Annotated in this window: 9 protein-coding genes; 2 read left to right on the top strand and 7 right to left on the bottom strand. The window is 56.1% G+C overall.

Annotated features, from left to right (window positions below; all coding sequences use genetic code 11):
* Nucleotides 1–60: 60 nt before the first annotated feature.
* Nucleotides 61–879, top strand: a complete 819-nt coding sequence (gene djlA / locus ACOXYR_RS17910) for a co-chaperone DjlA (protein ID WP_108475514.1) — start codon at nt 61–63, stop codon at nt 877–879.
* A gap of 121 nt (nt 880–1,000) precedes the next feature.
* On the opposite strand, the gene rluA is transcribed toward djlA, so the two are convergent.
* From rluA to araB, 7 genes are all read right to left on the bottom strand, one after another.
* Nucleotides 1,001–1,660, bottom strand: a complete 660-nt coding sequence (gene rluA, locus ACOXYR_RS17905) for a bifunctional tRNA pseudouridine(32) synthase/23S rRNA pseudouridine(746) synthase RluA (protein WP_108475515.1) — start codon at nt 1,658–1,660, stop codon at nt 1,001–1,003.
* A gap of 12 nt (nt 1,661–1,672) precedes the next feature.
* On the bottom strand, nt 1,673–4,579 hold the full coding sequence (rapA, locus tag ACOXYR_RS17900) for an RNA polymerase-associated protein RapA (protein WP_113858245.1): 2,907 nt from the start codon (nt 4,577–4,579) through the stop codon (nt 1,673–1,675).
* A gap of 132 nt (nt 4,580–4,711) precedes the next feature.
* The gene (gene polB / locus ACOXYR_RS17895) at nt 4,712–7,069 is read right to left on the bottom strand and encodes a DNA polymerase II (RefSeq protein WP_189623681.1); all 2,358 of its coding nucleotides are present in this window, start codon (nt 7,067–7,069) and stop codon (nt 4,712–4,714) included.
* An 81-nt stretch (nt 7,070–7,150) separates the two neighbouring features.
* Nucleotides 7,151–7,663, bottom strand: coding sequence for a hypothetical protein (locus ACOXYR_RS17890; protein WP_421355785.1), 513 nt, complete (start codon nt 7,661–7,663; stop codon nt 7,151–7,153).
* A gap of 142 nt (nt 7,664–7,805) precedes the next feature.
* Nucleotides 7,806–8,501: an L-ribulose-5-phosphate 4-epimerase gene (araD, locus tag ACOXYR_RS17885; RefSeq protein ID WP_421355786.1), complete on the bottom strand. Its 696-nt coding sequence runs from the start codon at nt 8,499–8,501 to the stop codon at nt 7,806–7,808.
* A gap of 99 nt (nt 8,502–8,600) precedes the next feature.
* Nucleotides 8,601–10,103, bottom strand: a complete 1,503-nt coding sequence (gene araA, locus ACOXYR_RS17880; RefSeq protein ID WP_421355787.1) for an L-arabinose isomerase — start codon at nt 10,101–10,103, stop codon at nt 8,601–8,603.
* 10 nt (nt 10,104–10,113) lie between these two features.
* A complete protein-coding gene (araB, locus tag ACOXYR_RS17875) occupies nt 10,114–11,823 on the bottom strand; it encodes a ribulokinase (RefSeq protein WP_189623678.1) in 1,710 nt (569 codons plus the stop codon).
* A gap of 338 nt (nt 11,824–12,161) precedes the next feature.
* On the opposite strand from araB, the gene araC reads away from it, so the two are divergent.
* Nucleotides 12,162–13,007 (top strand): arabinose operon transcriptional regulator AraC, encoded by an 846-nt coding sequence (gene araC, locus ACOXYR_RS17870; RefSeq protein WP_108475523.1) that lies wholly within the window; start codon nt 12,162–12,164, stop codon nt 13,005–13,007.
* The last annotated feature ends 92 nt before the right edge of the window (nt 13,008–13,099 follow it).

Raw genomic sequence — 13,099 nt, 5'->3', positions numbered from 1 at the left:
ATTGAATGACGGGTATGATAATGCATATTTTAGCCGCTGGCATGACGATTTGGGGAGTATATGCAGTATTGGGGTAAAGTGATTGGTGTGGCCATCGCCTTAATGATGGGTGGCGGGTTCTGGGGCGTCGTCCTCGGTTTACTCGTGGGACACATGTTTGATAAGGCGCGCAGCCGCCGGATGAACTGGTTTGCGAATCAACAGGAGCGTCAGTCCCTCTTCTTTTCCACCACCTTTGAAGTCATGGGCCACCTGACCAAATCGAAAGGGCGTGTTACGGAGGCGGATATTCATATCGCCAGCCTGTTGATGGACAGAATGAATCTGCACGGTGCATCGCGTACCGCAGCGCAGCAAGCGTTTCGTGTGGGCAAATCAGATAACTACCCGCTGCGCGAAAAAATGCGTCAGTTCCGTAGCGTCTGCTTTGGTCGTTTCGATCTGATTAGGATGTTTCTTGAAATTCAGATTCAGGCGGCATTTGCCGACGGTTCATTGCATCCAAATGAACGCGATGTGCTGTATGTGATTGCCGAAGAACTCGGGATTTCACGCGCGCAGTTCGATCAGTTCCTGCGCATGATGCAGGGCGGGGCGCAGTTTGGTGGCGGTTATCAGCAGCAATCTCAAGGCGCAGGCGGCTGGCAACAGGCGCAGCGTGGCCCGACGCTGGAAGATGCCTGTAATGTGCTCGGCGTGAAAAGTACTGACGATGCGACGACCATTAAACGTGCGTACCGCAAGCTGATGAGCGAACATCATCCGGATAAACTGGTGGCGAAAGGTTTACCGCCGGAAATGATGGAGATGGCGAAGCAAAAAGCGCAGGAAATTCAGAGTGCGTACGAGCTGATTAAGGAACAGAAAGGGTTTAAGTAAGATTGTGTGGTGGGCGCCCCTCACCCTAACCCTCTCCCACAGGGAGAGGGAACAGACGGTGCGGTTTTCTCCCTCTCCCTGCGGGAGAGGGCCGGGGTGAGGGCATCAGCCCGCAGAGGCCTCAAAAATCCACCGGCGCTTTAAACGTCATACTGTTGCCAAACGCCGGATGCGTAATCGTCAGCGTCTGTGCATGTAGCAACAGACGTGGAGCCATCGCCAGCGCTTCGGGTGTCGCGTAAAAGCGGTCGCCCAGAATGGGATGCCCTAACGCCAGCATATGCACGCGCAACTGGTGCGAGCGCCCGGTAATCGGCTTTAGCAACACGCGGGCGGTATTGTCGTCCGCGTACTCCAGCACTTCATACTCGGTCTGCGCCGCTTTGCCGGTTTCATAACACACCTTCTGCTTAGGCCGGTTCGGCCAGTCGCAAATCAGCGGTAAATCCACCAGACCCTCTTCCGGCTTCGGATGTCCCCAAACGCGCGCCACGTACTGCTTTTTCGGCTCGCGTTCGCGGAACTGACGTTTAAGCTCACGCTCAGCCGCTTTGGTCAGGGCCACCACAATGACGCCGCTGGTTGCCATATCCAGTCGATGGACGGATTCGGCCTGCGGATAGTCGCGCTGCACACGCAGCATCACGCTGTCTTTATGCTCTTCCTGACGGCCCGGCACGGACAACAAGCCGCTCGGCTTGTTGACCACCATAATGTGCTCGTCCTGATAGAGAATAACCAGCCACGGATCCTGCGGCGGATTGTAGTTTTCCATTCCCATAGCGGGCTCCTGTTACTGGTGCGTCACGACGATCAGGCGCAGCGCATCCAGACGCCAGGCAGCCTGTGACAGGCTTTCCATCACCTGCTGGCGGTTGCTTTCGATAGCGGAAAGCTCGTCATCACGAATGTTCGGGTTGACCGCTTTCAGGGCTTCAAGACGCGATAGTTCGGCACTCAGTTTTTCATCTGCTTCACTGCGCGCCGAATCAATCAGCGCCTGCGCGGCTTTGGCAATCTGGCCTTCGCCCAGTTGCAGAATCGCGTGAACGTCCTGCTGTACTGCATTGACCAGCTTGCTGCCCGTGTGGCGGTTTACCGCGCTAAGCTGACGGTTAAAGGTTTCAAACTCGACCTGAGCCGCCAGATTATTGCCGTTTTTATCCAGCAGCATGCGCACCGGCGTTGGCGGCAGGAAGCGGTTGAGCTGCAGTTGTTTCGGCGCATTGGCTTCCACGACGTAAATCAGTTCAACCAGCAGCGTTCCAACCGGCAGCGCTTTGTTTTTCAGCAGGGAAATGGTGCTGCTGCCCGTATCGCCGGAGAGGATCAGATCCAGACCATTATGAATAATCGGATGTTCCCAGGTCAGGAACTGCGCATCTTCGCGGGACAGCGCAATGTCACGCTCGAAGGTGACGGTGCAGCCATCTTCCGGCAGGCCCGGGAAATCCGGCACCAGCATGTGGTCGGATGGGGTCAGGACAATCAGGTTTTCCCCGCGATCGTCCTGGTTGATGCCCACGATATCAAACAGGTTCATGGCAAAGGCGATCAGGTTGGTATCGTCATCCTGCTCTTCAATGCTCTCGGCCAGCGCCTGCGCTTTCTCGCCGCCGTTGGAATGGATTTCCAGCAGACGGTCGCGGCCCTGTTCCAGCTGCGCTTTCAGCGCGTCATGCTGTTCGCGACAGGTTTTAATCAGCTCGTCAAAGCCGTCAGTGTTTTCCGGCGCGGCTAAGTAGTTGATCAACTGATCGTGCACGCTGTCATAGATGGTGCGGCCCGTCGGGCAGGTATGCTCGAACGCGTCCAGACCTTCATGGAACCAGCGCACCAGCACGGACTGCGCGGTGCGTTCCAGATACGGCACGTGGATCTGAATATCGTGCGCCTGACCAATACGGTCCAGACGACCAATACGCTGCTCCAGCAGATCCGGGTTGAACGGCAGGTCGAACATCACCAGATTGCTGGCAAACTGGAAGTTACGGCCTTCTGAACCGATTTCAGAGCACAGCAGCACCTGCGCGCCGCTGTCTTCTTCAGCAAACCAGGCCGCTGCGCGATCGCGTTCGATAATCGACATCCCTTCGTGGAACACGGCGGCGCGAATGCCTTCACGCTCGCGCAATACCTGTTCCAGTTGCAGCGCGGTGGCGGCTTTGGCGCAAATCACCAGCACTTTCTGTGAGCGGTGGCTGGTCAGGTAACCCATCAGCCATTCCACACGCGGATCGAAGTTCCACCAGGTGCCAGTATCCCCTTCAAATTCCTGATAAATCTGCTCCGGATAAAGCATATCGCGAGCGCGTTCTTCCGCACTTTTGCGCGCGCCCATAATGCCGGAGACTTTAATCGCGGTTTGATACTGTGTCGGCAACGGCAGTTTAATGGTGTGCAGCTCGCGTTTTGGGAAGCCCTTCACGCCGTTACGGGTGTTACGGAACAGCACGCGGCTGGTGCCGTGGCGATCCATCAGCATGCTGATCAGTTCCTGGCGCGCGGCTTCTGCACCGTCGCGGTCGCTGTTCGCCGTTTGCAGCAGGGCTTCGATATCCTGCTCGCCAATCAGTTCGCCCAGCGTGTTCAACTCGTCGTTGCTGAGTTTGTTGCCCGCCAGCAGTAGCGCGACCGCGTCGGCCACCGGGCGATAGTTTTTCTGTTCTTCGACAAACTGCTCAAAATCGTGGAAGCGGTTCGGGTCGAGCAGGCGCAGTCGGGCAAAGTGGCTCTCCATCCCCAGCTGTTCCGGCGTTGCGGTTAGCAACAGAACGCCCGGCACGCGTTCAGCCAGTTGTTCGATGCACTGATATTCACGGCTTGGCGCGTCTTCGCTCCACACCAGGTGATGCGCTTCATCGACCACCATGATGTCCCATTCGGCGTCGCACAGGTGCTCCAGGCGTTGCTTGTTGCGGCGCACGAAGTCCAGCGAGCAAATGACCAGTTGTTCGGTTTCAAACGGGTTATAGGCGTCGTGCTGCGCTTCGGCATAGCGCTCATCGTCAAACAGCGCAAAGCGCAGGTTGAAGCGGCGCAGCATCTCAACCAGCCACTGGTGCTGGAGGGTTTCCGGCACGATGATCAGCACGCGCTGAGCGGCGCCTGAAAGCAACTGTTGATGCAGGATCATCCCGGCTTCGATGGTTTTCCCCAAACCCACTTCATCGGCCAACAGCACGCGCGGTGCGTGGCGACGACCCACATCGTGGGCGATGTTGAGCTGGTGAGGGATCAGGCTGGTACGCTGCCCACGCAGGCCGCTGTAAGGCATGCGGTACTGCTCGCTCTGATATTTACGCGCACGGTAGCGCAGGGCAAAGCGATCCATACGGTCGATTTGCCCGGCAAACAGGCGATCTTGTGGTTTACTGAAAACCAGTTTGCTGTCGAGCAGTACTTCACGCAGCACCACATTGGCTTCTTCGGTATCCAGACGGGTGCCGACGTAGGCCAGCAGGCCTTTTTCTTCAATAACTTCATCAACGTGCAACTGCCAGCCATCATGGCTTGTGATCGTGTCGCCAGGATTGAACATCACGCGGGTCACGGGGGAGTCGCTACGAGCATACAGACGGTTCTCTCCGGTCGCCGGAAAGAGCAGGGTGACGGTGCGTGCATCCATTGCAACTACAGTACCAAGTCCCAGTTCGCTTTCTGTATCGCTGATCCAGCGTTGACCAAGTGTAAAAGGCATAAGTGTTCGGCTCTATCTCTTTGTAAATTGCAGGCAATACCCATCCACCGCCTGAAGGAGAGGCGGCGAATGAATGAGGTCCAGGAATGGAAAGGGCGCTATGGTACTGGATGGCGCGGCGTTAGTCACCTGTCAAAATAGCCCCAGTTGCCCCGTCACTATTGTAGCAAAATCGTCGTCGACAAAGGGGAGAATTCCTTCGGCGACTGGCGCTAATTGTTTCGTCAGATAGTGCTCGTAATCGAGCGGCGACTGTTGATAATCCCGCGGCTCCGGGCCGCTGGTAGTCCAGACATATTTGATGCTGCCGCGTTGCTGATATTGCAGCGGGCGGCCGAGGCGTGCGTTGTGTTCGTCCGCCAGACGCGCGGCGCGCACATGCGGCGGCACGTTGCGCTGATAGTCAGCCAGCGGACGGCGCAGGCGCTTGCGGTAGACCAGCTTACTGTCGAGTTTGCCCGACATCAGGTTATCGATGGTTTCAAGAATATAGTCGCGGTAAGGCTCGTTGCGGAAGATACGCAGATAGAGTTCCTGCTGGAACTGTTGTGCCAGCGGCGTCCAGTCGGTGCGCACTGTTTCAAGGCCCTTATAAAGCATTCTTTGTTCATTGCCTTCCTGAATCATACCTGCGTAGCGTTTTTTACTGCCCGTGTCGGCGCCGCGAATGGTTGGCATCAGGAAGCGACAAAAGTGAGTTTCAAACTCCAGCTCCAGCGCGCTGGTTAAGCCCGATTTTTGGAGCTCATCGGCCCACCACTGGTTAACAAACTCAACGAGATCGCGGCCAATTTTCGCCGCGGCGTTTTCATCATGTGCTTTTTTAAGCCACACAAAGGTCGAGTCCGTATCGCCGTAGATCACGTCGTAACCTTTGGACTCGATAAGTGCTTTGGTCTGGCGCATGATCGCGTGTCCGCGCATGGTGATCGACGACGCCAGGCGCGGATCGAAAAAGCGACAGGCGCTGGTGCCGAGCACGCCGTAAAACGCGTTCATGATGATCTTCAGCGCCTGCGAGAGCGGTTTGTTTTTATGCTGTTTGGCGTCATCGCGAGCGTGCCAGATTTGGCCGACGATCCCCGGCAAGCAGTGTTTTTCACGCGAGAACCAGGCACCGAGAAAACCTTCGGTGCTGTGTTTTGCATCCGGCTGATTCATACCTTCAACCAGCCCAACCGGGTCAATCAAAAATGAACGGATAATCGACGGATACAGGCTTTTGTAATCGAGCACCAGCACCGAATCGTACAAACCGGGGCGCGAGTCCATCACGTAGCCGCCGGGGCTCGCCTGTGGCGGTACTTCGCCTAAATTGGGCGCGACGTATCCCAGACGATGCATACGCGGAAAATAGAGGTGGCAGAAGGCGGCGACAGAACCACCGTGGCGGTCGACCGCCAGACCGTTGACGGTAGCGCGTTCCAGCAGGAACGGCATGATCTCCGTTTTGTGGAAGATTTGTGTCACCAGTTCGCAGTCTTTGAGGTTATATTTTGCCAGTGCGGGCTTATCTTCGGCGAAACGGCGGTCAATTTCGTCCATACGATCCCACGGATTATCAATCGCCTTACCTTCACCTAACAGCTCCTGCGCCACCGCTTCCAGTGAAAATGAAGAAAAGTTCCAGAACGCGGACTTCAGCGCTTCAATGCCGTCGAGAATCAGCCGCCCGTTAGCCTGGGCGAAGAAGACGCCATTCTTAAACCCGTGTTCGCGCCACTCCAGCTCGCTATTGCCACGCCCCAGCATCAGCGGAATACGGTAGCGCTCGGCGTGTTTTTGTAGGACGCGTAAATCGAACTGCACCACGTTCCAGCCGATAATCACATCCGGATCGTGCTGAGCGAACCAGGCATTCAGTTTTTCTAAAAGTTGCGGGCGGCTGGCGACATATTCCAGCTCAAAATCTATTTCCGAGGCTTCACCGTTGGCCGGGCCGAGCATGTAGACCACGCGCTGACCGCAACCTTCAATGCCGATGCAATACAGCTCGCCGTGGCGGGTCGTTTCGATATCGATAGAGGCCCACTTCAGCGTCGGGCGATAGGTGTCATGAGGTTTTAGCCGTGCATTCACCAGACCATGACCGCGCGCGTCGCCATCGAACCACACCGGTGCAGTGATAAAGCGTTCCATGAGATAGCGTTCCGGCGGGCGAATGTCGGCTTCATAAACGGTGATGCCGTTTTCGCGCAGCAGTTTATCGAGGCGCATCAACTGGCGATGAGAGCGGCAGTAGAGGCCAAATACCGGCTGGCGGTGAAAATCTTTTAAGGTGAGAGGAGCAAGGCGGGCATCGCGCTCACCCTGTAACAGGCGCTCCGTCTGCGCGCGTTGCGCTTCTGGAATAAAGGCAACCGACTCCTGCGGTGGCAGCGTCACGGCGAGCGGGCCGGCATCCGTCGCCAGCCAGAAGGTGACTTCTGTCCCCTGGGGAGTGTCCCGCCAGTGGCGGGTTAAGATAAAGCCAGCTTGCGCCTGCGCCACACGTGTTTCTCACCTGATGAATAAGCGCTGATTATAACCTGGTTTTATTGCTTTTAACTGGTTTTTTGTACAGGTGCGTTTTCAATAGGACTGAAATTTGCCCGGCTCGCTTTCGCAGAAAAACGCCACCTGCTCACACAGCGACTGGTATTCGGAAAAAATCACCCACTTTGTACCGTGCCCATATCCCAGAAACCAGGTGGTTTTCTTCCCTGCGTGGTCCGTGATCGCCAGATGGTATTTTTTATTCATCGGGTAAATATTAGGTGTGAGTTTTATGCTTTCAATGCTTGCCCACTGCCAGGTTTTATTATCAAGGGTGATGGCATCTGCATTGAGCACAATCTGTGACGGCGTTCTTGATTTTATCCAGTAAGAATAAAGAAATATTGCCAGGGCCAGTAGCAGCTCTGCAACCAGCGTCACGCCAAGCGCGCCTAAGGCCATGGAGAGAAACGGTACGCCGATAAACATTGAAAAAATCAGTAGAATCAGCAGGCTGACTGGGATGGTTGCCACAATAAAAAAGTTGTCTTCCAGCACAATACGAAAGATTAATTTTTTATTCAGAGAATATTTAATTTCAGGGGGCACGTTATTTATCCTGATTCATTCTTAATATGAATGAATGCTTATTTTTAAGGATGGATAAAATAGCGTGCCTTTAAATAAAGTTAAAGAGCGGTTTTAAGCAGAGTAAAAATAAAAGATGGTCTGATTACAGACCATCTTCGTATTACTGCCCGTAATACGCCTTCGCGCCATGCTTACGCAGATAGTGCTTATCCAAGAGCGTTTGCTGCATGTCCGGCAATTGCGGGGCAAGCTGGCGGCAGAAGATACCTATATAGGCCACTTCTTCCAGCACGATGGCGTTATGTACCGCGTCTTCCGCGTTTTTCCCCCACGCGAACGGGCCGTGGGAATGTACCAGCACGCCCGGCATTTGCGCGGCGTCGATGCCCTGTTTTTCAAAGGTTTCGACAATCACGTTACCGGTTTCCCATTCGTACTCGCCGTTGATTTCCGCATCGGTCATTTTGCGTGTGCAGGGAATGGTGCCATAGAAATAGTCTGCGTGAGTGGTGCCGGTCGCAGGTATGGCTTGCCCCGCCTGCGCCCAGATGGTGGCGTGACGGGAGTGGGTGTGCACTATGCCGCCGATGGTGGGAAATGCCTGGTAGAGCAGGCGATGCGTTGGGGTGTCGGAAGACGGTTTTTTGTTGCCTTCCACCACCTCGCCGGTGGCGATGCTGACCACTACCATATCGTCGGCGGTCATTACGCTGTAATCGACGCCGGAAGGTTTAATCACAAAAACACCTTTCTCCCGATCGACGGCGCTGACGTTGCCCCAGGTGAGGGTGACCAGGTTATGTTTTGGCAGCGCCAGGTTAGCGTCGAGCACCTGGCGTTTGAGATCTTCTAACATGTTGGCTCCTGATAGTGCCTTTTACCCTCACCCTAACCCTCTCCCTGAGGGAGAGGGGACAGACTGTGCGGGTGTGGGGAGAGGGCCGGGGTGAGAGTGTTAACGACGTAATCCGTAATAAACCTCGTTCCAGCGCAGCGCGTCTTTAAACGCGGGCAGGCGGGTGTCGTTGTCGATAACCGTAATCTCGATACCGTGCAGCTCAGCGAACTGGCGCATATCGTCCAGCGTCAGGGCGTGGCTGAACACGGTATGGTGCGCGCCGCCGCCGATGATCCACGCTTCGGAAGCAGTTTGCAGATCCGGCTGCGCTTTCCACAGGGCGTTGGCGACCGGCAATTTCGGCAGATCGTGCGGGGTTGCTACCGTTTCGATGGTGTTGACCAGCAGACGGAAACGATCGCCCAGATCCACCAGGCTTGCGACAATTGCCGGGCCGGTTTGGGTGTTGAAGATCAAACGAGCCGGATCGGCTTTGCCACCGATACCCAGCGGCTGCACATCGAGGATCGGTTTCTCTTCCACCGCGATCGACGGACAGACTTCCAGCATGTGCGAGCCGAGCACCAGGTCGTTGCCGTTGTCGAAGTGGTAGGTGTAATCCTCCATAAAGGAGGTGCCGCCCTGCAGACCGGTTGACATCACCTTCATGATGCGAAGCAGAGCGGCGGTTTTCCAGTCGCCTTCGCCCGCAAAGCCATAGCCCTGCTGCATCAGACGTTGTACCGCCAGGCCCGGAAGTTGTTTCAGGCCATGGAGATCTTCAAATGTGGTTGTGAAAGCATGGAACCCTCCCTCTTCGAGGAAGCGCTTCATCCCAAGCTCAATACGCGCGGCGTCCAGCACGTTCTGGCGTTTGTCGCCGTTGATTTGCGCGGCAGGTGTCAGGCGGTAGCTGCTTTCGTATTCGTCGACCAGTGCGTTGATATCGCCATCGCTCACCGCGTTGACCACCTGCACCAGGTCGCCCACCGCCCAGGTATTGACGGAGAAACCAAACTTAATTTGTGCCGCGACTTTATCGCCGTCGGTGACGGCCACTTCACGCATGTTGTCGCCAAAGCGGCACACTTTCAGGTGACGGGTATCTTGCTTAGAAACCGCCTGACGCATCCACGCACCGATACGTTCGTGCGCGTTTTTATCCTGCCAGTGACCGGTCACCACGCTGTGCTGCTGACGCATACGCGCGCCGATAAAGCCGAATTCACGGCCGCCGTGCGCGGTCTGGTTCAGGTTCATAAAGTCCATATCGATGCTGTCCCACGGCAGGGAGGCATTGAACTGGGTATGGAATTGCAGCAGCGGTTTGTTGAGGATGGTCAGGCCGTTGATCCACATTTTCGCCGGCGAGAAGGTGTGCAGCCACACCACCATGCCCGCACATTTGTCGTCGTAGTTGGCATCACGGCAAATCGCGGTGATCTCATCCGGGCGCGTGCCCAGCGGTTTCAGCACCAGTTTGCACGGTAGTTTTGCTTCCGCATTCAGGGCATTAACCACCTGTTCCGCGTGCTGTGTTACCTGGCGCAGTGCTTCCGGCCCGTAAAGGTGCTGGCTGCCAATTACAAACCAGACTTCATAATTATTAAAAATGGTCATCGTCGTATCCTTAATGAGTCAGCGCTGCTGTGGCGGACGGCGCGGTAGCCGATGGTGCAGCGACAGGGAGATAGTGTTGTTCGGCGCTCAGCGCCCATTGCTGGTAGCGCTGATAAAGCTCTTCAAAGCGCTGCGCCTGCTGTGGGCGTGGCTGGAGGGTGCTTTCGACGCGGCTGGCCATCAACGCCTGAGCGGCAGGAATATCGCGGTAAACACCCGCGGCGACGGCGGCGAAGATGGCGGCGCCCAGCGCGCAGCACTGGTCAGAAGCGACAATCTGCAACGGACGGTTGAGGACGTCGCAGCAGGCCTGCATGATGACGCGGTTTTTACGCGCGATGCCGCCCAGCGCCATCACGTTATTCACCGGGATACCCTGGCGGGTGAAGCACTCCATAATGGCGCGCGCGCCAAAGGCGGTGGCGGCAATTAGCCCGCCAAACAGCGCCGGTGCGTCGGTGGCCAGGTTCAGGTCGGTGATCACCCCCTTCAGACGCTGGTTAGCGTTTGGCGTACGGCGACCGTTAAACCAGTCCAGCACGACGGGTAAATGATCGAGAGACGGATTATTGGCCCAGGCTTCGGTCAGCGCAGGCAGCAACTGTTTCTGGCTCTCTTTAATCTGGGTTTTCAGTTCAGGATGCTGAGCGGCAAGTTGCTCCAGCGGCCAGCCCAGTACACGGCCAAACCACGCATAGATATCGCCAAACGCCGACTGGCCCGCTTCCATACCGATAAAATCAGGCACTACGCTGCCGTCAACCTGGCCGCAAATGCCTTTCACCGTGCGATCGCCTACGCTCTCTTTCTCCGCGACAAGGATGTCGCAGGTGGAGGTGCCGATGACTTTCACCAGCGCGTTAGGCTGTGCGCCCGCGCCGACGGCGCCCATATGGCAGTCAAATGCGCCTCCGGAAATCACTACTTTTTCAGATAACCCCAGACGCTGTGCCCATTCAGCGGTCAGCGTACCCACCGGAACGTCGGCGGTCAGGGTATCGGTAAAGAGCGGGCAGGGAAGATGCTGGTTGAGGATTGGGTCGAGTTCATCAAAGAATGACGCCGGTGGCAGGCCGCCCCAGCTTTCATGCCACAGGGATTTATGCCCGGCGCTACAGCGGCCACGGCGAATATCCTGCGGGCGCGTAGTGCCGGAAAGCAGCGCCGGAACCCAGTCACACAGCTCAATCCACGACGCGGCAGCCTGCGCGACTGCGCGGTCTTCGCGAGTGACGTGCAGGATTTTCGCCCAGAACCATTCGCTGGAGTAGATGCCGCCAATGTAGCGCGAGTAGTCTTCTTTGCCCGGCTGATGACACAGGCGAGTGATGGCTTCGGCTTCTTCCACGGCGGTGTGGTCTTTCCACAGCACGAACATGGCGTTCGGGTTTTCGGCGAACTCGTCGCGCAGCGCCAATACGTTGCCGTCGGCGTCAATTGGCGCAGGGGTTGAACCGGTGCTGTCAACGCCAATCCCGACCACGTCGGCCCGTTGGGCGTCGGTGAGCTGTGCCAGCACGCTTTTCAGCGCGGCTTCCATCGACTCCATGTAGTCGCGCGGGTGGTGGCGAAAACGGTTATTCGGGGCGTCGCAGAAGCGGCCCTCCTGCCAGCGCGGATACCATTCAACGCTGGTGGCGATCTCTTCGCCATTCGCGCACTCCACTGCCAGGGCTCGCACTGAGTCGCTGCCAAAATCGAGGCCAATTGCGATTGCCATCGTGTCACTCCATCGTAATAAAACAGGATGGGTTAACACTAGCGATCGCCCGGAAAAATCGTCAGGCAGGAACCGCTAATCTTATGGATAATTTTGCTGTCACATCCCAAAGTGTGACGCTGTGCAAATATTCAATGTGGACTTTTCTGCCGTCTTTATAGACACTTCTGTTACACGCCAGAAACCGTACGGTTCGCGGAATTGTTATCAAAATCGCGGCTTGTCGCGGGGTTAAATGTTTATCGTGAGCGGTGATGGTTTGCACAGGTTGCCGGGAGGGGTGAAAACATGAATATGGATAATTGGTTTCTTCACAACATGCGGAGAGCGAACTAAAAATGCCTGAATTGCAAAACGATCCCCTGCTGCCGGGTTACTCCTTTAACGCGCACCTGGTCGCCGGGCTGACGCCGATTGATGCCGGCGGCTATCTCGATTTCTTTATCGACCGGCCGCTGGGCATGAAGGGATTTATCCTTAACCTGACGGTGAAAGGGGAAGGGGTGATTGAAAATCAGGGGCAACAGTTTATTTGTCGCGAAGGCGATATGCTGCTCTTTCCGCCAGGTGAAATTCATCACTACGGTCGTCATCCTGACGCCAGTGAATGGTATCACCAGTGGGTTTATTTTCGCCCCCGCGCTTACTGGCATGAATGGCTGAACTGGCCGACCATATTTGCGCAAACCGGTTTTTTCCGTCCGGATGAAACGCATCAGGCATCGATCTCCGCGCTGTTTGGGCAAATTATTGATGCCGGGCAGGGCGTCGGACGCTATTCAGAATTGCTGGCGATCAACCTGCTGGAACAGCTTCTGCTGCGACGGATGGAAGCCATTAATGAATCGCTGCATCCGCCGATGGATAACCGGGTACGCGATGCCTGCCAGTACATTAGCGATCACCTGGCCGATAGCCATTTTGATATCGCGAGCGTCGCCCAGCATGTGTGTTTGTCGCCGTCGCGCCTGTCACATCTGTTCCGTCAGCAGCTTGGTGTGAGCGTACTGAGCTGGCGCGAAGATCAACGCATCAGCCAGGCGAAGTTACTGCTCAGCACTACGCGTATGCCGATTGCTACCGTGGGGCGCAACGTTGGTTTTGAAGATCAGCTCTATTTTTCTCGCGTCTTTAAGAAATGTACTGGCGCCAGCCCGAGTGAATTCCGTGCGGGTTGTGAATAAAAAGTAAAGAAAAGGAAAGGCGGTGTGTCGGAAAGCGTCATTGCCAGTAAACTATTCAGACAATTGATGGCTTGACGAATGCGGGCGGGATC

This window comes from Pseudocitrobacter faecalis (genome assembly GCF_965231525.1).
GTDB lineage: Bacteria > Pseudomonadota > Gammaproteobacteria > Enterobacterales > Enterobacteriaceae > Pseudocitrobacter > Pseudocitrobacter faecalis.
The sequence above is the reverse complement of the archived record's forward strand: the minus strand, read 5'-3'. Positions and strand labels throughout refer to the sequence as shown.

Bases quoted from the DNA above. Each gene is read 5' to 3' on its own strand.
- araA (WP_421355787.1), bottom strand. From the start codon at position 10,103: ATGACCATTTTTAATAATTATGAAGTCTGGTTTGTAATTGGCAGCCAG.
- rapA (WP_113858245.1), bottom strand. From the start codon at position 4,579: ATGCCTTTTACACTTGGTCAACGCTGGATCAGCGATACAGAAAGCGAA.
- djlA (WP_108475514.1), top strand. From the start codon at position 61: ATGCAGTATTGGGGTAAAGTGATTGGTGTGGCCATCGCCTTAATGATG.
- rluA (WP_108475515.1), bottom strand. From the start codon at position 1,660: ATGGGAATGGAAAACTACAATCCGCCGCAGGATCCGTGGCTGGTTATT.
- araB (WP_189623678.1), bottom strand. From the start codon at position 11,823: ATGGCAATCGCAATTGGCCTCGATTTTGGCAGCGACTCAGTGCGAGCC.
- araC (WP_108475523.1), top strand. From the start codon at position 12,162: ATGCCTGAATTGCAAAACGATCCCCTGCTGCCGGGTTACTCCTTTAAC.
- araD (WP_421355786.1), bottom strand. From the start codon at position 8,501: ATGTTAGAAGATCTCAAACGCCAGGTGCTCGACGCTAACCTGGCGCTG.